The sequence below is a fragment of the Lelliottia jeotgali genome (genome assembly GCF_977070485.1).
Map to the genome: position 1 here is coordinate 24612 of NZ_CDRVFO010000019.1, position 26532 is coordinate 51143.

22 protein-coding genes are annotated in these 26532 nt (G+C 62.7%); 13 read left to right on the top strand and 9 right to left on the bottom strand.

The genetic code is table 11. From position 1 onward, the window contains the following. Positions 1 to 3 precede the first annotated feature (3 nt). From ACW4TB_RS22880 to ACW4TB_RS22915, 8 genes are read right to left on the bottom strand one after another with little or no spacing between them, the layout of a single operon-like run. Positions 4 to 2793 carry a DEAD/DEAH box helicase gene (locus tag ACW4TB_RS22880; RefSeq protein ID WP_031631176.1) on the bottom strand — a complete coding sequence of 930 codons (2790 nt, stop codon included), beginning with the start codon at positions 2791 to 2793 and terminating at the stop codon, positions 4 to 6. 9 nt (positions 2794 to 2802) lie between these two features. After that, on the bottom strand, positions 2803 to 3315 hold the full coding sequence (locus ACW4TB_RS22885; RefSeq protein ID WP_031631174.1) for a hypothetical protein: 513 nt from the start codon (positions 3313 to 3315) through the stop codon (positions 2803 to 2805). Beyond that, positions 3312 to 6530: a DUF1156 domain-containing protein gene (locus tag ACW4TB_RS22890; protein WP_455828575.1), complete on the bottom strand. Its 3219-nt coding sequence runs from the start codon at positions 6528 to 6530 to the stop codon at positions 3312 to 3314. The genes ACW4TB_RS22885 and ACW4TB_RS22890 overlap by 4 nt, the downstream gene beginning before the upstream one ends. A 10-nt stretch (positions 6531 to 6540) precedes the next feature. Continuing rightward, positions 6541 to 8334, bottom strand: coding sequence for an ATP-binding protein (locus tag ACW4TB_RS22895; protein ID WP_031631169.1), 1794 nt, complete (start codon positions 8332 to 8334; stop codon positions 6541 to 6543). A gap of 7 nt (positions 8335 to 8341) precedes the next feature. Further along, positions 8342 to 9418 carry an SIR2 family protein gene (locus ACW4TB_RS22900; protein ID WP_031631166.1) on the bottom strand — a complete coding sequence of 359 codons (1077 nt, stop codon included), beginning with the start codon at positions 9416 to 9418 and terminating at the stop codon, positions 8342 to 8344. 10 nt (positions 9419 to 9428) lie between these two features. Then, positions 9429 to 10448, bottom strand: a complete 1020-nt coding sequence (locus ACW4TB_RS22905; protein ID WP_031631163.1) for a hypothetical protein — start codon at positions 10446 to 10448, stop codon at positions 9429 to 9431. Further along, the gene (locus ACW4TB_RS22910) at positions 10448 to 13261 is read right to left on the bottom strand and encodes a DUF499 domain-containing protein (protein WP_031631161.1); all 2814 of its coding nucleotides are present in this window, start codon (positions 13259 to 13261) and stop codon (positions 10448 to 10450) included. The genes ACW4TB_RS22905 and ACW4TB_RS22910 overlap by 1 nt, the downstream gene beginning before the upstream one ends. Continuing rightward, positions 13261 to 13491 (bottom strand): helix-turn-helix domain-containing protein, encoded by a 231-nt coding sequence (locus ACW4TB_RS22915; RefSeq protein WP_075806001.1) that lies wholly within the window; start codon positions 13489 to 13491, stop codon positions 13261 to 13263. Before ACW4TB_RS22915 ends, ACW4TB_RS22910 begins: the two co-directional genes overlap by 1 nt. Before the next feature lie 583 nt (positions 13492 to 14074). Here ACW4TB_RS22915 and ACW4TB_RS22920 point away from each other — a divergent pair. The 4 genes from ACW4TB_RS22920 (at position 14075) to ACW4TB_RS22935 (ending at position 18432) form a co-directional block, all read left to right on the top strand. Then, positions 14075 to 14905 (top strand): DUF932 domain-containing protein, encoded by an 831-nt coding sequence (locus ACW4TB_RS22920; RefSeq protein ID WP_031631155.1) that lies wholly within the window; start codon positions 14075 to 14077, stop codon positions 14903 to 14905. An 80-nt stretch (positions 14906 to 14985) separates the two neighbouring features. Beyond that, entirely contained in the window at positions 14986 to 17070 is a 2085-nt protein-coding gene (locus tag ACW4TB_RS22925; RefSeq protein WP_031631153.1) for a ParB/RepB/Spo0J family partition protein, read from the top strand. Positions 17071 to 17132: 62 nt separating this feature from the next. Next, positions 17133 to 17342 (top strand): hypothetical protein, encoded by a 210-nt coding sequence (locus tag ACW4TB_RS22930; protein WP_031631151.1) that lies wholly within the window; start codon positions 17133 to 17135, stop codon positions 17340 to 17342. A gap of 775 nt (positions 17343 to 18117) precedes the next feature. After that, positions 18118 to 18432, top strand: coding sequence for a DUF736 domain-containing protein (locus ACW4TB_RS22935; RefSeq protein ID WP_031631150.1), 315 nt, complete (start codon positions 18118 to 18120; stop codon positions 18430 to 18432). Positions 18433 to 18465: 33 nt separating this feature from the next. Here ACW4TB_RS22935 and ACW4TB_RS22940 read toward each other — a convergent pair whose 3' ends face one another. Further along, entirely contained in the window at positions 18466 to 18756 is a 291-nt protein-coding gene (locus ACW4TB_RS22940; protein WP_031631147.1) for a helix-turn-helix domain-containing protein, read from the bottom strand. Positions 18757 to 19021: 265 nt separating this feature from the next. Here ACW4TB_RS22940 and ACW4TB_RS22945 point away from each other — a divergent pair, with 265 nt between their 5' ends. The 9 genes from ACW4TB_RS22945 (at position 19022) to ACW4TB_RS22985 (ending at position 26526) form a co-directional block, all read left to right on the top strand. After that, complete coding sequence (locus ACW4TB_RS22945) at positions 19022 to 19369, top strand: DUF2958 domain-containing protein (RefSeq protein WP_031631145.1); 348 nt, start codon at positions 19022 to 19024, stop codon at positions 19367 to 19369. Positions 19370 to 19690: 321 nt separating this feature from the next. Beyond that, positions 19691 to 20461 (top strand): DUF2285 domain-containing protein, encoded by a 771-nt coding sequence (locus ACW4TB_RS22950; RefSeq protein ID WP_031631142.1) that lies wholly within the window; start codon positions 19691 to 19693, stop codon positions 20459 to 20461. 112 nt (positions 20462 to 20573) lie between these two features. Next, positions 20574 to 20858: a helix-turn-helix transcriptional regulator gene (locus ACW4TB_RS22955; protein WP_455843084.1), complete on the top strand. Its 285-nt coding sequence runs from the start codon at positions 20574 to 20576 to the stop codon at positions 20856 to 20858. Positions 20859 to 20884: 26 nt separating this feature from the next. Continuing rightward, entirely contained in the window at positions 20885 to 21742 is an 858-nt protein-coding gene (locus ACW4TB_RS22960) for a replication initiator protein A (RefSeq protein ID WP_455828576.1), read from the top strand. A 301-nt stretch (positions 21743 to 22043) separates the two neighbouring features. Then, on the top strand, positions 22044 to 22682 hold the full coding sequence (gene parA / locus ACW4TB_RS22965) for a ParA family partition ATPase (RefSeq protein WP_031631138.1): 639 nt from the start codon (positions 22044 to 22046) through the stop codon (positions 22680 to 22682). Continuing rightward, positions 22679 to 22951: a hypothetical protein gene (locus ACW4TB_RS22970; protein WP_031631135.1), complete on the top strand. Its 273-nt coding sequence runs from the start codon at positions 22679 to 22681 to the stop codon at positions 22949 to 22951. Before parA ends, ACW4TB_RS22970 begins: the two co-directional genes overlap by 4 nt. Continuing rightward, positions 22948 to 23493, top strand: a complete 546-nt coding sequence (locus ACW4TB_RS22975; protein ID WP_031631134.1) for a DUF2840 domain-containing protein — start codon at positions 22948 to 22950, stop codon at positions 23491 to 23493. Before ACW4TB_RS22970 ends, ACW4TB_RS22975 begins: the two co-directional genes overlap by 4 nt. After that, positions 23490 to 24086 carry a S26 family signal peptidase gene (locus ACW4TB_RS22980; protein ID WP_031631133.1) on the top strand — a complete coding sequence of 199 codons (597 nt, stop codon included), beginning with the start codon at positions 23490 to 23492 and terminating at the stop codon, positions 24084 to 24086. The genes ACW4TB_RS22975 and ACW4TB_RS22980 overlap by 4 nt, the downstream gene beginning before the upstream one ends. A gap of 445 nt (positions 24087 to 24531) precedes the next feature. Further along, on the top strand, positions 24532 to 26526 hold the full coding sequence (locus ACW4TB_RS22985; protein WP_019396546.1) for a relaxase/mobilization nuclease domain-containing protein: 1995 nt from the start codon (positions 24532 to 24534) through the stop codon (positions 26524 to 26526). The last annotated feature ends 6 nt before the right edge of the window (positions 26527 to 26532 follow it).

A 26532-nucleotide genomic window follows, 5' to 3' on the forward strand; every position in this document is an offset into this window, starting at 1 on the left:
GCATCAAGTCGCCTGAGCAATGATCTCAACATATCCAATCAGCTCCGCCGAATAGCTACCGTCCCCATTTGCAGCGCCCTTGTGCTTCAGTTCACGTTGCAGAGTCGGCTCCACGGTGTGGGCGAACAGCGCCAGCCGCTGCTCCGGTGTAAAGCTCGGCGAGATCGTCGGTGCTTGCAGATACCTTTCGCACTGCCGCTCAATCGCCGGTACCCGTGCCCCGTCCTGCTTGACTGCGATGGGCTGCACCACCACACGACGTTCGCCGTTGCCCGCAGACGCCTCCACCATCCACAAGGACAGCACCACCGGCTCGTCAACATCCCCGACCACCGCAATGCCGATGTCTTCGGGCGTCACGCTGCGCCAGCGGCCCAGCTCTTCCTGTACCACCGGGTGATCCAGCCCCATCAGCTCCAGATCGTCCCTGCTGGTGGCGGTGTCGCGGCTCAATGTGAAACGCGCACGGCGCGTGCCATCCACTGTTACAAGGTCGTAGGTCTCCTCATCGACCTTCAGCAGTTTCTGCTGGCGATCTGCCACTGCCGCTGACAGGAAATGCACTAGCCGATCCAGGCTGGATGACACATCCGAGAAAGGCTGGTAATCATCTAGACTGAAACCGTCGAGGTCTTGAAACAGGTCGAACACCACCTGCCGTGCCTCGCGGGAATTGGACAGCGCCGCTTCCAGCTCCACCTGGGTGCGTTTCAGTTCGGGATCGGACAGCGCCTCCTGGTACAGGCGGTCGTAGTTCAACCGCTCGGAAAGCTGCCCCAGAATCTGCGCCCTCATGTCTTCGGCCACGTTGCCCTGATCATCGACCTTGCCGACCGTGCGTGCAATTTCAGTCAACTTCTCATCCAGCAGCAGGAAGATGCGACCCTCGATGGTGTCCGACAGCACCAGGTTGTAAACCTGTGCAGTGTCGCGCTGGCCGTAGCGATGGATGCGCCCGATGCGCTGTTCCATGTCCATCGGGTTCCACGGCAGGTCGAAATTGAACAGAATGCGCGCGAACTGGAGATTCAAGCCTTCGCGGCCTGCCGCGGTACACACCAGCACACGCGGCCCGTCTTTCAGGCGGAACTTCTTCTCTGCTGCCAGCTTGGCACCGTGGTCGCCGCCACGTAGCACCACCACGCCCTGGCCGGGATACGCCTGTTCAATCTCGCGGGCAATCAGATCGACCGTACCGAGGTAGGTGGCGAAGATCACGATCTTTTCGTTAGCGTCCTGTCGCCATAGATGCCCCAAGCCATCAAGCAGCTTCTGCGCCTTGGTCTCGCGCTGCTGCGGGAAGATGCGCAGCAAGTCACCAATGCGCAGCCGCTCCTCGGGCAGATGCAAATCGACCACAGCGGAAGCCGCCTCCTCGGCGTGCGTAGCCGAATACTCGCTGCCATAAGGATCGGAGGCCATTTCCAGCGCGTCTTCATCCAGTTTCTTCACCAGCCGGTACTTGAGGTCAGCCAGCACGCGATCCACCTCGCTGCGGCCGACGCTGTCCTTCGCCAGCCTAAATTCTGCATGGATCAGTTCGCGGGCTTCTTCCGTCAGCCGCTCGCGGCCTTCAATGTCCAGCTCCTTGTCACGCAGCAGCGCCTCGTGCAGCGTCAGCATCAACAGGCGGCGCTTGAGCGTGCGACGCACGGCGGCAAAGCTCGATGCCGCGATCTTCTGGAAGATCGCCATCAAGAAGCCCAGTGCGCGTCCCTGGTTGCCCTGGCGGCGGGCCAGATCGAAACCGTCTTCCAAGTATTCGCGCAGCCTCTCGTAAAACAGCCGCTCTTCCTGATTCATCAGGAAAGATTCGGTATGCACCCAGCGCCGTGCAAACAGCGGTGAGCCATCCGGTTGGCAGGCATCGGCCTTGGTGCGACGAAACATCACCGTGTTCAGGCGATGACGGTTTTCCAGCATGTCCTCGGAACTGCCAAACAGCGTGGGGTTCAAAAGCTGCGCGAGCATCCAGAACTGGAAGTGATTGCCTTGGTGCGGCGTGGCAGACAGGAGCAAGAGATCACGCGCGTGATCCTTCAATGCCTCGGCCAGCTTGTAGTTTTCCGTCTTGCGCACCTTGCCGCCCGTGCGGTGGGCGGTCAGGTGATGCGCCTCGTCGAACACCACCAGATCCCACCGAGGCGCGTCCAGCAGACGCTTGATGCGCGCCGGGCGCTTCAATGTGTCGATGCTGGCAATCAGCCGATCGTGTTTGGCGAAGGCATTGGTCTTGCGATCGGTAATGTCGCCCTCGGAGCCAAACACCTCGAAGTCGAGATTGAACACCTCGTTCAGCTCGCGGTGCCAGTTGTTCACCAAGCCTGCGGGCACGACCATCAGCGCCCGCGTCAACTCGCCCCGGCTGGCCAGTTCACGCAGAATCAGCGCGGCTTCAATGGTTTTTCCCAAGCCCACCTCGTCGGCGATCAGGTAACGCCGTGGTGAAGCAGTCGCAATGCGGTGCGTCAGCACCACTTGATGCGGCAGCAGATCAATGCGTGCCGAGGTCAGCGCCGAGGCGCTTTCCATCACCGGCAATGCGTGCGCCTCGTAAGAAAGCCATGCTTTGCGTGCCCGGTCTGAGCCGCCTGCCACCGATTGCAGAATGCGCTCGGTACGGGTGCGCTCGCGGCGTAACGAACTAACCGGCACGCGGCGCTCGCCAACCACGCCGAAGAACGCGCGCAGATAGCCATCGTGCGTGGGTTCGAGCACCACACCTGGGCCGAATTCAGTATGGGTGATGCGCTCGCCGGGCTGGAACAAATCCTCTAAGTCGTCTGCTTGCACGCGTTGGCCTCAAGTAATCCGAAGGTGAAATAGGCCGGCGGCTTTCGCGCCCTCGCGTAGCAAAATTTCCTGCGGGTACTCGTTGGCCTCACCCCACAGAAGGCGGCCAAAATCGAGCTGTTGACCCCGATGCGGCGCTTCGCACAGCCAGTTCACAGCGTCGGTGGAAGCCTGCACGCGCAAACGGCCTTGGCCCTGCGGCAGCCAGAAAATCAAGGCTGCTTCTCCTCCGTATTCATCCTGAAATGACAGGATGGCGCGTTTAATCGTGTCGCCCAGCCAGATTTCGCCTTGATCGGGTGCCAGCAAGTCTAAGCTGCCCTCCAGCCCGGCCACCACCAACGTCTGCCCGCCGTTGCTGGGCAGGTCATCCGGCCAGCCCTGTGCACTGGGGGCTGCCGCCTGCAAAAACTGCCGCAGGCTCCAAACCTCGCCCGCCGCGCACACGGTGTTGCGTGCCTCCTCATCCCACAGCCAGCTGGTGCCGCGCCGTTGCCATACCGTATCGAGCACCTGCCTCATTGCGTGTACTCCTCATCGTCATCGAACAGCGAAACCTGCTGCGGCTTGGGTGCCTGGCTGGCTTGCCAGGTGGAGAAGATCGCCACCGCGCGCGACGCCGCGTTGCGGGTGGTCTGATCGGAGCCGTTCTTTTGCAGCCATTCCAGCAGCGGCTTCAGTGCCACATGCGGCTTGAAGTTTTCGTTTGTCAGTGTGTCCGAGGCATTGATGCCGCTGCCGTCCACGCAGGCGCCGATCAGCACCAGCGCCTGATCGAGGTCGGAGGTGAGCTTGCGCTTGTGCTTGCCTTGCCAATCGCGAGCGAAATCCAGCGGCGCAGTGCGGGTGAAGACTTTTTTCACCTCACTACACCAGCCACGCTGCTCAAAGTCATCCGGTGTGGTGATGGTGCCGCGCAGAAACTTCTGCAACTGGTCGCGCTTCATCTCGGTGGCCGCGCCAAAGGTGCGCAGAAACTGGCGCGTCATCGGTTCGGCGTTGACCGGCGGCGGCTCCTTGCCCTTGTCGGCGTCTTCGTCGATGAGCTGGTTGATACCGACCAGCGCGTCGCGGACGGAGATGGTGCGGCCTTCGTCTACATAGACCTTGCCGTAGTGGCGAGAAAAATATTCCAGCGCCTTGCCGCGCCGGATGACCTGGATGTCGGCAGCGGGCAGACCCTCTTTGGCGTGGTTTTCCAGCATGGCCTGCAACTGGCGCACATCGGCCATCACTTCGCGGCGCATCCGGCCCCAGCTCACCGGCTTTGGTTCTTCGGTGCGCTTGCGGCAGACGTGGATGATGTCGTATTCGATGGTCTTGGAGCCGAATTCGCCTTCGCCCTTGGTTTCGTCGGAGCGAATGGGGTAGGTTGCTTCGAGGTAGTAGCCCGCGTCGAACAGCGATTCCAGAACCGCCACCCACGGCTCATCCTCACTGTGGTGGAAGGTGAAGGCCAGGATGCCGCTGGGCTTCAAGAGGCGATGCGCCTCGCGCCAGCACTGGGTGAGCAGGCGCTGGTAGAAGCCATCCGGATCTTCCGGTTCGCGAGCACGGTTGGCCACAGCTTCCAGCGATTTGGGCGTGTATTCCGCGGCGAAAATCGCCGGGTACTTGTCCTTGAGCGCCAGGCGCAGCCATACGTAGAAGAAATCGGACAATTCCGAGTAATGCAGCAAACCGCCGAAGGGCGGATCGGTGATGACCAGATCAAGAGTGCCGTTGTCAAGCTGTGCCAAATCTGTAGATGATCCCTGGTGCACGGCCACATCTAGCACTGGATCGCCGGGGTAGACCTTTTCGCTTTTTCCGACCAACTGGTCCGCCAACACGGGATCGCCACGCTTCAGCGCTTCGATGCTCACCGAATCCCATGGTTGAGCCGCCCATTTGCGGCCTTCATTTATCCCATCGATACAAGAAGCCCAATTGCCACGACCCAGCACCGGGAATACGCTGTTTTCAACGATATTATTCTTGGGGTGATAGTTGTTGTTACTCATGTGCGGTACGAGCTTGTCATAGCCGCTGTCCCAAAAACAGAACAGATTCTGATTCCGCAAATACTGCTGAAAAGCCCCGACTACAAACTCGCGTACATTCCAGTCGTAGTTTCCGATTTCAACAATCGCCTTGAGCAGTTGAGCATGCACCAGCAACTGGCGCGGATTGAACATCGTCCACCAGTGCGTGAAGCCGTGGTTCGGCACGCCGCCTTGCAGGTGATGGGTCATGAAGCCATAGGGAAGCTCAGAGCGCGGCCAGTAGTCCTTGAGGTCCTTATCCTTGCGCGCTTCCCATTCAGCGAACGCTGCGTCGTATTGCAGTGCGTGCGCCGTGCCGTAGGCTGCGAAGAAGCGGCCGCTGTAAGGTTTGCCAGCCGCATCGCGCTTGGGCGCGTAGCCCTGCACCGCGTAGGCAGCCATCGGCCCGGTCTTGCCCGTCGCCTTGATTGTGGTCAGCACATCCTGCACCGTGCCACAGGCTGCGCAGGTGTAGTGGGATTTTTTCGGCACCGTGCCGCTTTCCGGCGCAAAGGTGATCTTCGTTTCCGGGCACGCCACCTCATCTGGCAGCGCACCACGCACCTCCAGCAGTCGAATCTTCGATGCCCGCTCACTGTCCCACCGCGTGGTCGCGGCCACGTCGTCTTGCGCCGAGCCGCCGTAGGGCTGCCCACTCGCGTCCTGCTTGGCTTCGCCTGCCAGCCATTGCGGATGTACCAGCAAGCTTAGCTCGACCTTTTTGTTCGGCTTTTTCGGCTTGCCCAGGTTGACCATTGCCGCATGGCCGCAATGCGGGCAGATCACACCCTTTCTACGGTCGAGCACGGAGAACGGGTATTCATCCGGCGCGACATACAGCGGCGCATCCGGCGCCATCCGTGCGGCTTCCTCTTCAACGTGAAATTCGCCGCTGCATTTGCTGCACGTATGTTCCCAGTGCTTCACGCTAATGGTTTTCACCGCCATCACCGGGCTGGTCATGATCGGTGTGCGGTGGCCGCAACCCGTCACCTGACAAGGGCCATGCTTGGCCCAGAAGGTATAGATCGCCTCCGGGCCTTCGTAACGGTAATCCTTGCGCTCGCCCTGCGGGATGGCGAGCGGGTCGAAATCGGCAGGCATTGCCTTGTTCGACGGCAGGTGCGTCCACGTGCCTTTCTCACCTTCAGGGCCGTCACAGTAGTAGTACGGCATGATCTGCGGCTTGACCTCGGCCTCGATGTCGGCGAGAAGCTTCTTCACTTCCTCCAGATCGACGTTGGCCAGTTCTTGTTTGACCACGAACCACGCGACCGGGTTGAGGTCGTTGCCGACCATCTGCATGCCTAGGCGCGAGCCTTCCACCAATGTGGTGCCGCCGCCCATGAAGATGTCCGCCACCTTCAGGTGTTTGAACGCGCCCTTCTTCTGGTGGTTGGCGTAGTAGTTGTCCCACACCAGTTTGGCCGCGTGCGATTTGTCTTCGGGGGCCTTGGTCGCCGCAGCGATCAACATCGAACGAAACACGCTGGAGCGCCGCCGCGCCCACCACTTTGACATCTGGTAAATCGGCTTGCCCGCGTTGCCTTCGATGATCGCCACTTGATTGACGGGCAGGATCGGGAAATCCACCTCCAGGCAGGTTTTGGCGCGGTTGGGGTCGTTGAAATCGACCGTTTCCAGCGCGACGGGCTTGCCCGCCCCGACGGCTTTGGCGACTTGCTGTGCAAGTAGTTCTTTTTTGGTGGCCATTCAAGCGTCCTTAATCTTCTTGTGCGCGCGACTGCCTGCGCATGTTTTCTACCGCGGCAACCAAATCAACTTCCGCTTTGGGCGTGGCCCAGCGCGACCAAAAGGGGATCGTTGCACTGCGTGGTTCGTGTTTGGGCTTGGACATCTTGATGCGGGTCGGCAGCAAGGTGGCGTCGCCCACCACAACAGCCTCGCCCACATCCAGCGTCGGCAGTACCTCCATCAACCCTTCCAGGCTTTCAGGCAGGAGCTGCCTGACCACTGCCTGGTCAGTCTTATTCGCCAGGCGCAGGCTGATGATGTTGCTGCATTGGCTAAGAATGGTCGTGCTGACATCCGAGGGACGCTGACTGACCACCATTAGACCAACGCCATATTTACGGCCTTCCTTGGCGATGCGCTCGTAATTTTCCAGGGCGCGCTTTTCCAGCGGCCCGGTGGAAGCGGCACTGCTTGGCAGATAGAGATGCGCCTCATCGCAGACGATGACAATAGGGTGGCGCGCATCACCGTCTTCGCCCGGGCTGCTCCAAAACTGAACTTGGTAGATCAGCCGCCCGACCAAGCCCACCACTACCGGCAGGATATCCGAGGGCACTTCCGAGAAATCGATGATCTTGATGCCAGGATTGACGCCATCGTTGACGTTACCTGTGCCGAGCAGTTTTTTTGCGAGATCGTGCAGCGCCTCGTAAGTCTCGTATTCCTCCGGCGCCTGGTACATGAACGCATAACGGCGATCGTTCATCTTGGTTTTCAAGCGAATGAGGAAGCGCGAGAGCTTGCCATTCAATGGACCTTTTTCGGTTTTGGCTAGACCTTTGCGCGGGCCGCTTGCGTAGGTTTCCCCGGTATCAATAGCTTCGTCGTTTTTGTCATCCAGCGATTGGACAAGATCAGCAAGCCGGTAAGGTACTGGTGTATCAACGGTGAAGCCTTCCAAAAGGTCTGGCTTGCCAAGCGCGGCTATAGCTGCGCGCTTCATCACCATGACGGAATCCATGAGCGCAAGTGCCTGATTGGGTGCGTTGTCCCCTGAGCGATCCACAAATACCGATTGCATTTCGTCATAGGTCAGCAGCCAGAACGGCAGGAAGATCGCCCCGTCTTTCTTGGCTTTAATGTCGCCAATACCAGCGATGCGGTAATGCGACGCGAATTTCATGCTCGAATACTCGCCATGCAAATCGAGCACAACGATATTGGCGTGAGGCAGTTGCGCGGACTGCTCTAGGATGGATGCGACAGTGAAGGATTTCCCTGAGCCGGTGCTGCCCAGCAACGCGGCATGGCGCTGAAAAAGCTTGTCGCCATCGATATAGGCGCTGGCCTTGCCATCCAGGGTGTAGGTGCCGACCTTGAGCGGGGCAGCGGCATCCGCCTTGGACGATGCACTCAAGATGCCCATGAATTCTTCGAGAGACTTTTCTTCGATGGGGAACACAGGGCGGTTGATCTCCGGCAGCATGAAAACTGCGCGCGTGAAGGTGTCCTTGCGCTGCCCATCCCGAGCGCGATAGGTGCCGACCAAGCTGATCGACACGCCGTTTTCCTCCTGGGGAACACCGGCAATATCCGCTGGTGGGTCAGCTTCTGGTAGCGTCGGCAGCTCCACCGGATGTCGCCACACTCTTTCGATGATGCCGATCAGCCATTCATCCCCTATCGACTGGATGGCAACCAGTCGACCGACGCGCGCTTTTTGCAGACGTTGACCGTCCGTCACCCGCACGGTGATCCGCGAGGTTTCCACACTGCGGACTTCGCCCAGTGACTGCTCGTCGGTGAAGTTGAAAATGCTCATCCTTGCCTCACTCCACAAATTTTTTCAGAAAATCATCAAGTTGCCAGATTGGCTCTGAAGACTGCAATGCATTCCCATTCCAGCGGCAAACCGCCCCGTCACCGTTCCTGAACACAGCGATCACGTGAGGGTGTTCGCCAAGCAGTTGTTCAATGTTCGGGGTGGAGTCGCGCGTGACAATGATTGCGGGCATGCCTGCCGCCAGACGGCGTTTGATGACGCCTTGCAGATGGTCGTCATTGAAGCCAAACCCAATGCACAACAACGCTTGAGCATCGGCGAGTGCTGCATTCATCGCGGTTCGCATTTCGTCGAACAAGGTATTGACCAGCGCGTCTTGGTACTTTGACGGGCCGGGTACTACGATCGCCCGACCTGCTGTTGCGGCATCGTTAAGAACCTCCATCGGCCCTTCATCGGTGGTCAACCAACTAATGGAACCATGAGGTTTGTAGATGCGAACGGTTTTGCAAAGCCTGTGGTCGAATTGCTGCTGACGCTTCTCAGCAACCCAGATTCGCGTGTACTGATTCTCGAAAATTGGTCGGGGGCGAGGTTTTCGTCTGCGAAATCCGGTGAAACCTGTATCAATGGGAAGTCCTGCCAGATCGCAGAATAGCTCCAACAACGTGTCGTAGTTGGTCGTGATGACGTGAATGCCTTCTGCGTTCTGCGGCGAGCCATCGAACAGACGATTCAGAAGGCGTGATGGCGCGTGTCCACCATCCGCTTTTTCTTGAAGTACCTTCGATTCAGCGGTGGCCGTTCTATCAAGAATCAGCCGAGCAGTTTCACTGCGTATGGCTGATACGATTTCACCCCAGCCCAAAGCGCCCAACGGAATATTGTTCAGCCCTGTCTCGAGGTTCTCCTTGATCGCCTCAATTGCCTGTGCCCAAGCTCTTTTTGCTTCATCTGTGGTCAGCACGCCATTAACGGTATTCGCCAGATGCTCTGCCAGAGCCCCCATGCCAGGAAGGCCATAGCCGCAAGAGAATCCAGACCCCACAAGGAGCACAGGCGCTTTGCGGAAAGCGCCCTGTATTTCTGTGAAGAGATCGTCGGGTAATTCTGCCGCTGACATATCGCGCCGCCTACTTGGTCAATTCGACAAACGGCGACAGCACCTCCAGCAGAGTGAGGCCACCGTGCGTCAACGTCGGGTAGCCGCCTTGACTTCGCCACTTTCTGCGGCCCAGCGCCAACAGGTGTGTGCCGTGCGGGCTGTCGATTTGCAATGCAACCGGAGGAACGAAGGGGCCAACATCGCCATTCCCCGCCTTGCTGCGTCCGCTTGAAAAAGTTTGCTTAAGGTGAGCTGCAACCTCGCCATCGGCATCAGGGAAATAGCCAGTGGCGGCGTAGCCGTGATCCGATGTGATGACCAAGCGCCGCCCAGTGGCGAGGCGCTCAACAAGGCCCCAAAATTCGTCACTGGTAAGTTGCTGCGCGGCATCTTTGGTTAGAAGCTCCAGCCCCTGGCCTGCGCCGTAATCGTGCAGCTTGGCATCTGGCCAATGGTGCCAGAACACCCAGTTTTTCGCGCCCGAGGCGTTGCCCACCAAGCCTGCGCAGTCCTTCCACGGCAGATCGATGGTTTCGGTCTGTGCCGGTTGCAGCTTATGCGCCAAGCCGCCGCCGTTGGCTTGCAGCTGGCTGCGGCTGGCCAGCCCTAATGCGCGGGCAAACGGGTTGGTCTCACTAGGCAGCTCGGATGCAGTAGCGGCCACTGTGTGCAGGGTGAATCCACGCTCTTTGGCTCCTTGCAGCAGCCAGGGCAGTTCACGCAACGAGAGGGCGTCAAGAATCAGTACGGCGCGAGCGGCGCTATGGCCATAACCGGGCTCGTTCCACCAGCGCGCAAGCCGGTCTGAGGTACGTTCCACACCACTGATTTCGGGTTGACCGAAGGTCTGCCACAGATCCCAGCCGCTAGAGGCAAGGAATAAATCGAGCTCGCCAATTTCGCGGTCACGCTTGACCACTTCGCCGGGGGCATTGCCTTCGGCCAGCGGTTTGGAGGCGATCTCTAACGCCCGTTCGGTAATGATACGCCACGCGTCTTTCGGGCTTTCCTGGGTTAAGCACCGCAAGATTTGAGCATCCAACGCCATCAGTTGTCCTCCTTCTCAAGGCTCAGCTCGAAAGTCATGCCATCGGGCAGCTTCTTGAGCAGTTCTTTGATTTGCGCACCGGTGGCGGAAGACACCTTGATCGTGACTTCACTGCTGGCTTCGCCAACAATTTTCAACGCGTCCACAAGACGACCGTTTGCACTGCCAATGGAGGCAAGTCGGACCTCGTGGACAGGAGAAGCTGGGCCGATGCCCCAGCCTTCGAGCTTGCCGATCAGGTTGAGCGGCGATGTGGGTGGATTAGAGAGCGGGATACGCGGTTTGGCGCCGCTGCTCGTGTCACCGAAAATGCCAGCTGGTGTGGATGTGGTACCAGGCTGCGGCTCTTGTAAACCGATGGCGGAAGCTGTGCCACTGCCAAAGATATCGCCACCCATTCCACCATTGCCGCCAGCGGACGGCTGCGGCGCGGGTGGCGTAGTGCCGCCGGTGGCGGACACTGCCGAGGGTTCCATCAGGAACACTTCATCGAGCTGACGCCCGGTGTATGAGAGCTTGGGCCGCAAGCGCCGCCAAGCGGTATCCTCATCTTCGCCTGCTTGCGTTTGCAGGTGCTCCAGATTACGCAGGTTGATGGCGATCTTGCCGCGCGCGCACAACCGCAGGATGCGCTCCTTCATCGCGGTTTCACCCAGCCAGGGGATGCAATCCTGGCCCGCAGGACGAGGCTCTTGCAGTTCACGCAGCAGCTTTCCGAGGGGTGCGTTCTCAGAGGCGGCTTCAAGCACGAGGTCTTCGAAGTCTTCGGGAACAAAGAGGTCGTTGGTCAGCGTTTCCTCGATGCCCTCGGGGATTTGTGCACCTTGCTTTTTCAAATGTTCCGCACTGAGCAGCGATTGTTGCGGGTTCTGGTGGTCGTAGCGGTGCAGGATGGCAAACCGATCGAAGCGCTTCTTCAGGTTCTCGCGCAGCGTGCCTTCAAATTCTTTGTGGAGTTTCTTGTATTCGGGGTTCTGACCACTCCATTCCTGCGCCTTCATTTCGGCACGGGCAAGGATGAGCAGATCGCGATCCTGAAAGGCATTGGTGGAACCGGCGCGAGGCAACAAGAAACGAATGGTGTTGCGGCGCTTTTGCAGGTGATCCTTGAGCCAGCGTCCCAGCGTCTGGTCAATTTTCTCCGGTTCTTCGGGCAGCACTAGAATGGGAAGCCGGTCGTCCCAGCGCTCCGGCTGCTCGGCTTCGTCGAGCGACGCCCAGGGATCGTTCTGCCATGATTTCGGCAGCGCAATCACGCGGAACTTACCAGCAGCATCTTCGCTGCCGCCGATGACATAGCGAACCTGTCTAGCAAGCTGTGCTTGGTCGGAACCATCGGTGAATAGCTTGTCATTGCGCGCGCAGGCCATCAGCTTGGCGCGAGGGTTTTCTTCTTCGCGGAAGACTAACCGTGGGCCTTCCTGGTGGATGTTGAAGCTGTTTTCGACAATAGTTGCCAGTTCGACCTGAAAGGCATTGCCATCCACCGGCTTGTTGCGGGTAATGTCCACCTGCAACGTGGCAGGATCGGCCCCGGCCAGATTGCCGACGGCGATGGAACGCAGCCACAGCGCGCTCAAGATTTCTTGCAGGTGAGGGGCAAGGTTGGCGTGGTCGTACACCGCCTCGGTCACCGAAATGATGTTGTGTTGCGCTTTTTCGCGCAGCGTGCGGTGGTGTTCGTTGGAAACTGAATCCAGCAGTGCGCCAATGCCCGAAGCATCGTCATCCAGCCGGAAATCAGCAGCAGTGAGCACAGGCACCGCTTCGCCTCGGCTCTTGTAGAGGTTGGCCAGGATGCGAATCATGTCGCGTGTTTCTTGCGCATCTGTGGCGATCAGCACCTGTTCCTCAAGCAGGCGCAGCAAGTGGGGTGCGTAAGGCCAAGACTCCGTGAATTCACGGCGCTTGCGATCCTGCTCAGCGGGCGGCACATCCAGCAGGCGGAAGTATTCGTAGACGTGTTGTGCAACCAGCGATTCGATGGTGCCGTCTGCAATCTGAAGACGGTTGTCGAATAGGCGATGCAACAGCATCCGCCGCCGATCCTGCTGGATGCGCTCGGCATTGCCTCCCGCCTTGAAGTCGATGGCCACCGGATTGACGCGGTGTACCTGCTGGTAAGCATCGCTGCTACCATTGCGCACGGAGATAACCAACACCAGTAGGTCGGGGCGCTCTTTGGCGATCTCCGACAGGATCTGGATGAAGTTGAATGCCCATTGCTTCCAGGGGTACTGCTTGGTGTTGGTCAGGCCGTCGTACCAAGTCTGGAATTCGTCGAGGAGGAGCATCGCGGGCCGATGCTCAAGCAGCTCGATGATGAGCTTGTCTGAGGGTATGTCAGTTTTGGCCGACCCCATGCCTTCCCACTTGCCCTTTATGAATTCGCCACGCGGATGGCGCTCGAACAGCAAGTCCCACAAGAATTTATAGCGTTGACGGTGCAAGCTCTCGCCAATGACCAACATGCCATCGCGTAGTGCAATCTTTCCGATGCTGGGATCACCCAGCGTGCTTGACCAAGAGTTAAGCCAAGCGCCCGTCGATGCGGGATCATTGACTGCGTGATAGAGCGCTGCCATCAAGTGCGACTTACCCAGGCCGCGCTCGCCGATCACGACCACCGGCCGCCCTTGGTTAGGACCAACGGCTTCGATCCCCTTCAGCAGATCGTGGGTCGGATATGTAATCTCCAAGAATGCCTGTGCGGCAATCTGAGTGGCGCCAGTGTTCGAGTCGTTGGAAAGCTCAATGGCCGTCCCCTTGAGGCGCTTGCCCCGAAACTCATCACGTAAAGTCAATCCAAGCATTAGTTTTCTTCCTCTTTACGCGATTTTTCTTGGAGACCGTCCTTGGACTGGCCGGTTGACTGCTGCTTGATCCAGTGCTCGATGTCCGCACGCAGGAATCTCCAAGTCCCACCAACTTTGAACGCGGGAATTTTTCCTTCTGCCGCCAAGCGGTAAACCGTGCGCTTGCCCGCCTTTAAATAGACGGCCATTTCTTCAATGGTAAAAATTTCGTCGCTATCAGTCGGCATGGCGCTATAGCCCAACAAAACAGTTCATGGATTGGCGAATTTTAGTCCAATTTGGCAAGAATCGGCGAAATTGGCAAGTTCTGCGTGTTGCGCATTGCTTTTGCGTGCGTCTCCGCTTCGCGGCCCAGGCTGCGCCAGGTTCGTTGTCCGCTCATCCCTGACGGGACTGGCATTCGCCAGCCTTCCACATCCCTGACGCCTACGGCCCGGCTTCCAGCTTCGGGCCTGCGCGCTTCGCTTGCGTGCGGTTTGCACATCGCGGCGGCCGTTGCCATGTCCAGCCGTCTCTCCTGACTCCATCACCTTGCTCGCGACTGTAGCCCGTGGCCGCGTGCCATCAAGGCGCGCCAGGCCGTGTCCTCGGCTGCGCCTGCGGGCCGCACCTACCTGCCGCTTTTCTCCTTGACGGCCCACGTCCGTGGGCTCCTGACCGTCGCGGGCGATGAACTCAGGAAAGACGGTGGCAACAGGGCCAACCGGGTTCCTCGTGCCAACCGCACAGAACAGCCGAAAGGCTGGGCTCCGAATCTAGGAATCCGGTATGCGGTTTGAACAGCAAACCCTTTTCGTCAGGAGAAAGACCATGCTTGCATCCCGTTTCGCTTCCCTTTCCCCGGTACTGCGCAGCGATTCCCCGCTGTCCGATGACCAGATTCACCGCGTGGCTCCGTCCATCTTCGCGGAAGCACCCCACGAAAGCCGTTCCCAGCGTTACGCCTATATCCCCACCGCCACGGTGCTGACCGAACTGCGCAAGGAAGGGTTTCAGCCCTTCATGGTGACGCAGACCCGCACCCGCCACGAAGACCGGCGCGACTACACCAAGCACATGATCCGGCTGCGCCACGCCAGCCAGATCAACGCCCGAGGCGAAGCCAACGAAATCATCCTGCTGAACTCGCATGACGGCACCAGCAGTTACCAGATGCTGGCCGGCATGTTCCGTTTCGTGTGCAGCAATGGCCTTGTTTGCGGCGATACCGTGGCCGATGTGCGCGTGCCGCATAAGGGCGACGTGGCCGGGCAAGTGATCGAAGGTGCCTATCAGGTGCTGCACGGTTTTGACCGTGCGCTGGAATCCCGCGAATCCATGCAGGCCATCACGCTGGACGAAGGCGAAGCCGAGGTGTTCGCCCGTTCCGCGCTGGCTCTCAAGTACGACCCCACCGACAACAAGCCCGCGCCCATCACCGAATCGCAAATCCTGATGCCGCGCCGGTTCGACGACCGCCGCCCGGACTTGTGGAGCGTGTTCAACCGCACCCAAGAAAACCTGACCAAAGGCGGACTGCATGGGCGCAGCGCCAACGGACGCCGCCAGCAGACCCGGCCGGTGCAGGGCATTGATTCCGATGTGCGCCTCAATCGCGCCCTCTGGATGCTGGCCGATGGCCTGCGCCAGTTGAAAGCCTGATTCCCCACGCGGCAGGGGCAGGCAGCAGCCCTTGCCGCATCCCTCGCTGCTGCATCCCTGAACCGTTAGGAGTTATCACCATGAACGCCATTACCCAAACCGAAGCCCGCGCCCTCAACACCGCCGCCGCTATCCCGCTGGAAGCCGCCGACCCGGCCAAGAACCTGATTCTTGTCCCGCTGTCGCGGCTGGTATCGCGTCCCGCTGGCCGCAACGTGCGTAAGACCCCGCGCATGTCCATTCCCGAACTCGCCGCCAGCATCCAGCGGGTCGGCCTGCTGCAAAATCTGATCGTGATCGCATCCGCCGATGGCGAGCATTACGAAGTGGTGGCCGGTGGCCGCAGGCTGGCCGCGTTGAAGCTGCTGGCGAAGAAGCGCCGCATCAGCAAGGAATGGGACGTGCCTTGCCTGCTGGTGGCCGATGGAACCGCCCGCACGGCCAGCCTCACCGAGAACGTGCAGCGTGAAGCCATGCACCCGGCAGACCAGTTTGAAGCCTTCGCCGCTCTGGTGGCCGAAGGCCGCCCCATTGAGGACATAGCCGCCGATTTCAGCGTGTCCCCGCTGGTGGTGCAGCGCCGCTTGAAGCTGGCGAACGTCTCGCCGCGCCTGCTGGCCGACTACCGTGCCGAAGCCGTGACGCTCGATCAGTTGATGGCCCTTGCCATCACCGACGACCACGCCGCGCAGGAAAGCGCCTTCTATGACGCGCCGGCGTGGCAGCGCCAGCCGTCCGCGCTGCGCGACCGCCTCACCGAAAGGGAGATTGACGCCTACCGCCATCCGCTGGTGCGTTTCGTCGGGCTGGACACCTACGATGCCGCAGGCGGCGGCATTCGCCGCGACCTGTTCGCGGAAGGGGATGCAGGCGTGTATCTGACCGATGCCGCGCTGCTGGAACGGCTGGCGCAAGACAAGCTGGCAGGCATTGCCGCCGAGGTGAAGGCCGAAGGCTGGGCATGGGTGGATGCCACGCCGAGCGTGACCCATGCCGACCTGCACGCCTTCCAGCGTGCGCCGAGGGAGTGCCGTGAACCCAACAAGCGCGAAGCTGCCCGCATCGAGAAGCTGCAAGCCAAGCTGCACGAACTGGCCGAGGCCGTGGATACCGCGCTGGACGCCGACGACGAGGAAAAGGCCGATGCCTTGCAGGAAGAAGGAGAAGCCCTGGGCGAGCAGTTGCAGGCGCTGGAAGATGGTTTGCAGGACTACGGTGCGACCGTGAAGGCCGCAGCCGGTGCCATCGTCACCATCGACCGCAGCGGCGAAGCCGTGATTCATCGCGGGTTGATGCGCGAAGCCGAAGCCAAGGCGCTGCGCACGCTGGAACGCCTGCGCCAAGGTTTCAGCGGCGAGGATGCCGGGAACGACCACGAAGGCGAGGACGGAGACAGCGAGGGGCAGCCCAAGACCGCCGCCATGTCCGACAAGTTGGCGCAGCGGTTGAGCGCCCACCGCACCGCCGCGCTGCAAATCGAAGTCGCCCGTCATCCGCAAGTGGCGCTGGCCGCGTTGGTGCATGGCATGGTGCAGACCGTCTTGCAGGGAAGCCACTACGGCCACCGTCATGATGCGTTGCCGCTGGGCGTGAGCCTCAAAGCGCAAGACCGGCTGGAAGGCATCGCCCCGGACATACCGGATTCGCCCGCCGCCGTGGCGCTGCGCGAGTTGCAGCAGGTAGCAGGCGAAGGCTTGCCGGAGGACAGCGCCGAACTGTTCGCCGTGCTGCTGGCGAAGTCGCAGGATGAACTGGTGCGGCTGCTGGCCGTATGCGTGGCCGTCACGGTGGACGTGGTGACGTCCCGCGCTGCACAGCACCAACCCGGCGCGGAACTGGCGCAGGCTGTCGGCTTGGACATGGCCGCATGGTGGAAGCCCACCGCTGACGGCTATTTCCAGCATGTGCCGAAGGCCGCGATTCTGGAAGCCGTGGAGCAGTACGCCCCGGCGCACGTCACCCGGCTGGCGAAGTTGAAGAAAGGCGACATTGCCAGCGAAGCCGAACGGCTGGCCGATGGCACCGGCTGGATGCCCGCCATCTTCCGCACCGAAGACCCGCAGCAGGCCGCGCAGGAAGCAGCGACCGACACGGAAGCCGAAGCGCCGGAGGAAGCCGCCGCCGTGGCGGATGAGCAGCCGCAGGCCGAGGCACTGGCCGCGTGACCCTGCACAGCAGATAAGCGCCCCGGTTCCGGCCGGGGCGCTTCATGCCGAGGATACCCACCATGAACCACCACCCCGCAAACCGCCCCCGCATGGCCGCGACCTATGCCCCCGGCACGCTACGCGCCCGCCGCTGGCATGGCGCTAGCGACGTGCGCGGTTACCGCCCGACTCGCGGCTGGATAGCCCGCGCCGACCTGACCGACCTGCACCCCATTACGGACCGCGCCTTGCCGCGTGCCGTGTGGTGGATCATCGAAACCAAAGAATAGGGAGCAGTCCCGCGCCCAAGCCGTTCCGTCTTGGGCGCGGGGAATGCCAAAAATCCGGGCGCGGCGGTAGCCGCGCCCGGTGTTCAAGGCCCAAAGCCAGAGCGCCCCTGCGCCGCCTTCGGGCAGGCCGCGCAGGGGTGGCGCACAAGTAGCCTTGTGCGCGGGAAACCCTCGAAGCCGATCAAAACCCATCAGTGCGTCGGCGCACAGCGCCGACGACATTCCGAATGCGCCCCGCACCAATGATCGGGGCTTGTGGGCCTACGCCCCGGCTTGCTGCCACAGGTTGCATGAAAGCGTGCCGTCCTCGACGCTGGCGGTTCGTCGCTTGTACGTCACGAAGGACGGTTCACCGACACGCCGCCCGGCCTTGCAATGGAGCTTCCACGCCACGCCTCAAGCAAGAGGCCGCCTGCTACGTCAGGGACGCGTTCACCTTGTCGCTGGGCGTTGTCCTTGCCCGTGTCAGGGCGCAAGCCGGTGACGCCGTCACGCGGGGAGCCGAGCCGGCCATGTTTCCTTCCGGAGCGGGTCGGCCCAAGGCGTTCTGTCTGTTTATGAATACTGGCGGTGGCCGAGCTTCTATGGCTGCAACCTTCCAGCGAAAACAATTTCCCCTGCGCTGCGCGCATTCCTCGCGGGACAAATTCCTTTCGCTTCCAGGCGCTCCACTGCGTTGCGCCCGCAAGCGGTGCAGCCAGCCCGTCCCCCCGCCGTTCGGATCACAACAGGACGCGATGGGCGCGAACCCTGTTCAACCGAAAGGAAATTCATCATGGCAAACATCGGCACCTTCACCGCAGAGAAAGACGGCTTCACCGGCACGCTTCGCACCCTGACCCTCAACGTCAAGGTCAAGCTGGTTCCCAACGACAAAGGTAACAACGAAAGCGCACCCGACTACCGCCTGCAAGCGGCTGGCCATGACATCGGCGCAGCGTGGAAAAAGACCAGCGAGGCAGGACGCTCCTACGTGTCCGTGACCCTGGACGATCCTTCTTTCCCTGCAACGGTCTATGCCCGTCTGATCGACAACGGGGACGGCACGCACGACCTGATCTGGTCGCGTAGCAAGCCCAAAGCGGCGTAACCGCCGCAGCGCCCCGTCCATCGCGACGAGGCGCTACGTCTCGGAAGCCGAAAGTCGGTTTTCCGCCTCGGCCATTAGCGCTGCTGTGCTGCACTCCAGAGCACCGGCGATCTTGAAGATGATCGCCAGGGTCGGCGCGTGCTCGCCGCGCTCGATCTTGCCCATGTGCGAGCGCTCAATGCCGGCCAGGTTGGCCAGCGTTTCCTGGGCGATGCCGCGTTCCGTGCGCAGCGCACGCACCGCCACACCGAAAGCCTGGGCCAGCTCGGCGTCGAAGGTGGTGGAGCCGGCCGGTCGGCCGCGCTGGACGGTTCGCTTCTGCATAGACAGAAGCGTCGATTCGCAGCACAATTAAAACCACGTTATATTTAACTCATTCATCCAATCTCACCTGTTTTTGTGCCTTTACTGAAATCCGCATTGGCGGCTTTCTTCAAAAGCGGAGAGCCTGATCCGTGTCTTTCTTGACTTCCGTGCATGTGCCTTCGTGCTTCCACGCTTCTGCGGATGCGTGGGCTTGCGCATCCCCGCTTACGAGGGAACGCGGTAAAGCGTCTCTGATGCTTTGTGCATCCGTGGGAGTAAAACCATGACCCCGCTCATCACCGCCGACGAACGCTTGCGCCTGCTGGCCAACGGCCAAGCCCGTGCTGCCGGGCAGGACACCGATCCACTGCCCGTGGTGCGCCTGTTCACCCCGGATGCGCATGTCACCTGGCTGCTGGCCTCACTCGATCCAGCCGATGGCGATACCGCCCACGGTTTGATCGACCTGGGGATTGGCATGCCTGCACTGGGAACGGTGAAGCTGTCCGACCTGGCCGCCATCGTCGGGCCGCGCCAGCAGCCCGTGATGCGGGATCGCTACTTCAAGCCGGTGCGGCGGCTGTCGGAATACCTGCGACTGGCCGAAGACAACGGCTCGATCACCGATTGAGCGCCACCGCGAAGCGGGGCGCACTATGTCTATTTCGGTCTGGTCTATGACCCGTTCGGTCTGAATCGGCAGTCTTGCACCGTAGCGGTGCGTGCCTGATCGAAACGGTCATGATGCCTGGCGCGGGCTGCGGCAAGCTGGCCGACGCGGCATGCCATTGGAGTGCGTTGCCGCCGTCGCATTCGGACGATTTCAGCAACGCATCGGAGTCCATCGGTCTTGACACTGCCAATTTACGCTTCACCCATAACGTTTTGACGATGGCCTCGTAGCACGCCGTTTCGCTTTGGCGACGCATCCCCAGCACAGGGAGGTTGCCTCATGGCTGATCGCAGTGCCGAGCCGTGGTATGCCACGGCGGCCTATCTCTACGTTCTGCACCTGGATGGCCCGGCGCTGGCCTGGGAGTATCTGCGCCGCGATCCCGACTACCGGCGCGACTGGCTGCGCCATCGTCGCCAACCGGATGCTGCCGAGCGCTGGGGGCTGCGTCTGCTGGAAGATCCCACCCTGGATTCGCGGGATGCGCATCCGGCCTGGTTCCCCGATCACGATGCCGTGGTGCAGCTCTACCCGGATGCAGATCCGCCGCCCGATGCGCTGGGTTTTGAGTTCTGGAAGCTGCCGGGCCGCAAACACCTGATCCATGACGGCAAGCGCCTGGTGCTGATGGCGCGCTGGCCCGGCTGCTGCCTGCGCTTCGTGCTCGCGCCAGGCTTGGCCGACGGCATGGCTTACGCCTATGCCATCCGGGCCTGCGCCGCGCCTTGCGAACGCTATGCGGCCATCGCGAGCGAATTGAATACGATCGCCGTAGCCGCCGGTGCCGCACCTGCGGCGACCGTTCGGCCACGTCCGTCGCTATCGGCAATGCTGGAACTGCACACCTTGCAGGCGCTCGACGCCACCCTGGCGGGCGCGTCCTTGCGCGAAGTGGCCGAAGGCTTGTTCGGCACTGATGCCGTCGCGGCCGACTGGCACAAGGACAGCGCCTTGCGTGCCCGCGTGCGGCGGCTGGTGCGGCGTGGCGAGGCGTTGATGCGCGGCGGCTATCGCAGCCTGGCGCAGCTTCCGCCAGTTGCATCGCAGTAAGGGGGGACGTTTTGCAGCCTCTTCATTTCGTCCCTTAGCAAGAAGCCTCGCTTTCTTGAAAGTGCCTCTATCCGGCCGCGTGGTGTGGCCGGGCTTGATGGAGGTACTTCCCATGCGACCTGCTCCCTTGCGGCCTGCCGCCGCTGCTGTCGCTGCACCCGCGCAGCCCCAACGCTACCTGACCAACGACGAAGCCGCCGACTACCTGCGCCTGTCGCCGCGCACGCTGGAGAAACAGCGCGTGATCGGCGGCGGGCCGAAGTTTCGCAAGTTCGGCCGCCGTGTCTTGTACGCGGTGTCCGACCTGGATGCCTGGGCCGATGCGCACAGCTACGCGGCGACTTCCGACCCGGAATATGCCGAGCGGCATGCGGGCGACTACCGTGACGGCCGCTGATCTCTGGCTCGCCGGTGGCAATCGCCATGTCCAGCCCATCGCTGCCCCTGCGGCAGCGACCAGCAAAGCAGCGGGAACAGCTCGACCTGTTCCGCGCGCTGCCGGGCGACATGGCGCCGCGCGACAGCCAGGACTTGATGGCCTTTCCGTTCTTCTCGCTGGCGAAGTCGCGGCGCACCGCGCCGATCGACTTCCGGGCGGGCGGCATCACCATCTGCGTGGAAGGGACGCGGGAACACGGCATCGCAACAATCTGGGATGCCGACATCCTGATCTGGGCCGCCAGCCAAATCGTGGAAGCCCGCGATGCGGGCATCCCGACCTCGCGGCTGATGCAGGTGCGCCCTTACGAGATCCTGCGCTTCATCGGGCGCGGTACGTCGCTGCGCGACTACCAGCGCCTCAAGGCCGCGCTCGACCGGCTGCAATCGACCACAGTGGCCACGTCCATCCGCGAAACCACGGGAAGGCGGCTGCACCGATTCTCGTGGATCAACGAGTGGAAGGAACTGGCCGATGCCAGCGGCACGCCACTGGGCATAGAGTTGATCCTGCCAGACTGGTTCTACGCGGGCGTGGTGGACGCCGCCTTGGTACTGACCATCGACCCGACGTACTTCCGGCTCACTGGCGGCATCGAACGCTGGCTGTACCGGCTGGTGCGCAAGCATGGAGGCCGGCAGGAGCACGGCTGGCAATTCGATTTCCAGCACTTGTACCGCAAGTCGGGCAGCGTGGCGCGTTTCTACGACTTCGCCGCCGATCTGCGCACGCTGGTGGCGCGGCAGTCGCTGCCCGGCTACGTCCTGGGCATCGAGCGGATGCCCAGCGAGAAAACCGAGCTGCTGACCTTCCGGCCCGTGCCGCCCACGGCACGGGGATAAGTGCGGGAAAACCTGTTAATTCACTCGTGCTATCAGGCAACAGAAGGCTCGTGCTATCAGGCAACAAATCCTCGTGCTATCAGGCAACAAAATTGGCCGAAAACCCGCGCCAGCATTGGGTTTCGCCGGCCTCTAACATTCCTAACTTAAATTCTCTAACTTTTAGTAGAGAAGCACCGTTTCGGTGGACAACTCCCGAAACGAAAAAAGCACGGCGGCTTGAAAGGCGAAATCAGCCCAAAACCAAACGCCGTTCAGCAGGGCAAGAACAGCCCGGTTCTTCAAACTGGAGGGCCGCGCCATGATCCTCGCTCTGCTCAACCAGAAAGGCGGTGTCGGCAAGACCACGCTCGCCACGCACATCGCGGGCGAACTGGCGATGCACGGCCAGCATGTCGTCCTGCTCGATGCCGATCCGCAGGGCTCATCACTGGATTGGACGCAGCGCAGAAGCCAGCAGGGCTTGCCACGGCTGTTCAGCGCCGTGGGCTTGGCCCGCGAAACGCTGCATCAGGAAGCGCCAGAGTTGGCCAGGCGGGCCGATCACGTCATCATCGACGGCCCACCCAGGATTGCCGCCTTGGCGCGCTCCGCGCTGCTGGCGGCCGAGCGCGTGCTGATCCCGGTGCAGCCCAGCCCCTATGACGTGTGGGCCAGCGCCGAGATGGTGGCGCTGATCCGCGAGGCGCAGGTGTTCCGGCCTGCACTGCGCGCGGCCTTCGTCATCAACCGGCGCGTCAGCACCACCATCATCGGCCGCGAGGCACGGCAATCGCTGGCCGAACAGCCGCTTCCCGCGCTGCGCTCGGAGGTGCATCAGCGCATCGTGTTCGCCGACAGCGTGGCCGCTGGCCGGCTCGCCCGTGAGACGGCACCCGACAGTGCCGCCGCACGCGAAATCACCGCACTGGTGGACGAACTGCTGCGGTGGCCGACATGACAGCGAAGCAGCCACCACGCGGTAAGCGCGTTGGCATCGGCGCACGCCCGCCCGCGAATCCTCACGCCGAGGCGTGGATTCGCCAGGGCGACGCCGATGCACTCAACAAAGGCGACCTCTACACGGCTCGCCTGACGCTCGACATTACGCCCGCCATGCGGGCGCGCATCAAGGTATCGGCCTTCACGCGAGGCGTGACCGTGGCCGAACTACTGCGCGAACTGCTGGAGCGCGAGTTTCCGGAACACCGCAGGGAGAACACGCCATGAACACATCCGCCTTACCTGCGGCGCACGCGCCCACGGCTGCATCGCGGCCCGCGCTTGCGACACTCACCGGCCAGGCCGGCAACGTGCCGCTGACGCGCGTGGCGCTGGCCTACATCGATGCCCGTTTCAAGCTCTACCTGCGCTTCGGCGAACCGGCACGCACGCTCCAGCTCGACCGCTGGCGGCGCTGCGCCGTGTTCCTGCCGGGTGCGGTGCTCTGCCGCATCCGCTGGCAGGCGAACGACTACGGCACGATCCGCTGGCAGCTCATGGTGATGCAGACCGCCACGCCGCTCGATGCGGTGCAGCGCATTCCTGCCGTGCAGCCGGGCGCACACCTGCTGCTGCACGCCGAAGGCGATGCCAGCGTGCGCGCCGTGCTCGAACGCATCGACGGCATTGAGGCTCTGGGCATCGCGCCCACCGCCGTGTCGCCCGCGTACTGGCGCGCGCTCGCCAACCGGCTTGCGGCGCGCTCGCCGCTGCCCGAATACAGCATCGAACGGCACGCCGCCTGGCTGGCCGGGAGGACATTCCCATGACCACTATTTCCACGACCGGCCCCGTGTCGCGTCCTCGCTCGCCCCGTGCACGTTTGCGCGCTCGCATCGTCCTGGCGGGCTTCGCCGCCGTCGGCCTCGCTGCGCTGGCCTGGGCGGCTTTCGTGTCGCCGCTGCCGCGCCTGACCTACAACCCGTCCGACAGCGTGGCGGTCGGCTGGTATCGCATCGAACCGTTCGACCCGCGCACCGCCTCGCTGCCACGTCCGTTGTCCGTGGACAGCATTGTGCTGGTGCCGCTGCCCGCCAAGTCCGCCATGCTGGCCGCGCAGCGCGGCTACCTGCCGACGCGCGTGCCGCTGCTCAAACGTGTGGGTGCGGTCGCGCCACAACACGTTTGCATCGTTGCTGGTCAGGTACGCATCGACGGCGAGCCTGCGGCCGCCGCGCTGCCCGCCGACCGGCTGGGCCGGCAACTGCCATCCTTGCAGCTTTGCCGCCGTCTCCAAGCGGGCGAGCTGTTCCTGTTGAGCATGACCAATCCGGCATCGTTCGACAGCCGGTATTTCGGCCCGGTCAGCGCATCCGCCGTGATCGGCTTCGCGCATCCGGTCTGGCTGGAGTCGCGCCCATGATGGCCGACTCGCTGCACGTTGCCGTGCATCTTGTCGTGCCATCGGGCGTCTCGTTCTACTGTTCGTCGTCGTGTCGTCGCGCGTGCAGTGCGGGGGCATTCGCACCGCACTTCGCGCTGTCTCCGGCGCAGCCGTCCAGTGTGCAGGCGTCTTGCCTCGAACGTGCCTGGCCTGCGGCCATCGGCGCGTTCGCCGGCGGGCTGGCTGCAAGCAGCACAGCGCCGCCGGGCCGCCGACGCCCGGAGCGACAGCGAGGGGCAAAGGCGGAAGGCAAGACAAAAGGACGCGGCACCGGGCCGCGTCGAAAGCCAGTCTGCACATGGGGGTGGCGCGGCACGGAGCGGCTTTGCCGCCGTGCCGCGTTCGGCGCGAAGGTCGCGCCAATGCAGGCATGTCCGCGTGCTTCGCACGACAGGACACGCCAGAGCTTGCAGGGAGCGCAGCCATGACCGACCGCCGCGACGACGATTTCCGCGTGCGCCCCAGCGCCCCGAAGAACCGGGGCAAGGGCCAGGGGCAGAGCTTCGTTTCCAAGGTGCTCAAACAGGCGGGCAAAGCCAGCAGCGGCAAGTCCACGGTGCGCCGTCCGGCATCGGCGAGTGGCACCGGCCAGCGGCCCGGCTCGCGCCTGGGGCGCGGCCACACGGCAGCACGCTTCGCCGGGGCGAAGCTGACGCCTATGTCGCGGCGCGCGACCATCAAGACGCTGCTGGTGAACCACCAGCGGGCCAGCCCGCAGTCGCTCGCCAAGCACCTGCGCTACATCGAGCGCGACGGCGTGGGCCGCGACGGCGAGCCGGGCCAAGCCTACGGGCCGCAGACAGACGTGGCCGATCTCGACGCCTTCAAGGAACGCTGCGCCGACGACCGGCACCATTTCCGCTTCATCCTCTCGCCCGAGGATGGCGCGGAGCTGGAAGACCTGCGCACCTACACGCGGCACCTCATGGGCCGCATGGAGGCCGACCTGGGTACGGGCCTCGATTGGGTGGCCGTGAACCACTGGAACACCGACAACCCGCACACGCACATCGTCGTGCGCGGGCGCGACGACACCGGCAAAGACCTCATCATCGCGGGCGACTACATCGCCGATGGCTTCCGCTATCGCGCCGCCGAGCTGGCGACCGAATGGCTGGGGCCGCGCACCGAACTGGAGATCCAGCAGACCTTGCAGCGTGAGGTGGAGCAAGAGCGGTGGACGAGCCTGGATCGCACCCTCAAGCGTGAGATAGGCGAGGCCGGCGGCGATGGCCTGGTGCGCGTCGAAAGGTTCAACGCCCCCCGCTTGCAGCGCCAACGCCTGATGCTAATCGGCCGCCTGCAACACTTGCAGCGCCTGGGCCTGGCCGACGAGACGCAGCCCGGCACCTGGGCCATCCATGCCGATGCGGAAAAGACATTGCGCGCGCTGGGCGAGCGCGGCGACATCATCCGCACCGTGCAGCGGGCCATGCGCGGCGAGCCGCGCGAGCTGGCCGTGTTCGAGCCGGGGGACGATGGCCGAACCATCCTCGGCCGTGTGGCCGCGAAGGGGCTGGCCGACGAGCTGCGCGACCGGGGCTATCTGGTCATCGACGGGGTGGACGGCAAGGCCCATTACGTCGCGCTCAACGCCCGCGACGAGCTGGCGAACTACCCGAGCGGCGCCGTGGTGGAGGTGAAAGGCTCGGCCGACGTGCGCGCAGCCGACAAGAACATCGCCGCGCTGGCGAGCGATGGCCTGTACCGCACTGACCATCACCTGGCGATCGGGCAGGGCCGGGCCAAGGCCGGACGCGACCCGCAAGAAGTCGTCGCCGCCCACATCCGCCGGCTGGAGGCCCTGCGTCGGGCCGGCATTGTGGAGCGCGTTGCCGAAGGGCTATGGAAGGTGCCGGACGACCTGGCCGAGCGTGGCCGCCAGTACGACGCGCAGCGCCTGGGCGGCGTGGCCGTGGAGCTGAAATCGCACTTGCCCATCGAGCGGCAGGCCCGCGTGATCGGGGCCACGTGGCTCGACCAGCAGTTGATCGGCGGCGGCTCGGGCCTGGGCGACCTGGGCTTTGGTGGCGAGGCCAAACAGGCCATGCAACAGCGCGCCGACTTCCTGGCCGAACAGGGGCTGGCCGAGCGGCGCGGGCAGCGCGTGATCCTGGCGCGCAACCTGCTGGGCACACTGCGCAACCGGGAACTGGCACAGGCCGCGAAGGGCATTGCCGCTGAAACCGGCCTGGAGCATCGCCCGGTGGCCGACGGGCAGCGCGTGGCTGGCATCTACCGGCGCAGCGTCATGCTCGCCAGCGGGCGCTACGCGATGCTGGACGACGGCATGGGATTCAGCTTGGTGCCGTGGCGGCCGGTGATCGAGCAGCGGCTGGGGCAGCATATCGCCGCCGTGGTGCGCGGTGGCGGCGTATCTTGGGAGCTTGGACGGCAGCGCGGGCCAAGTATTTCTTGAGACCCT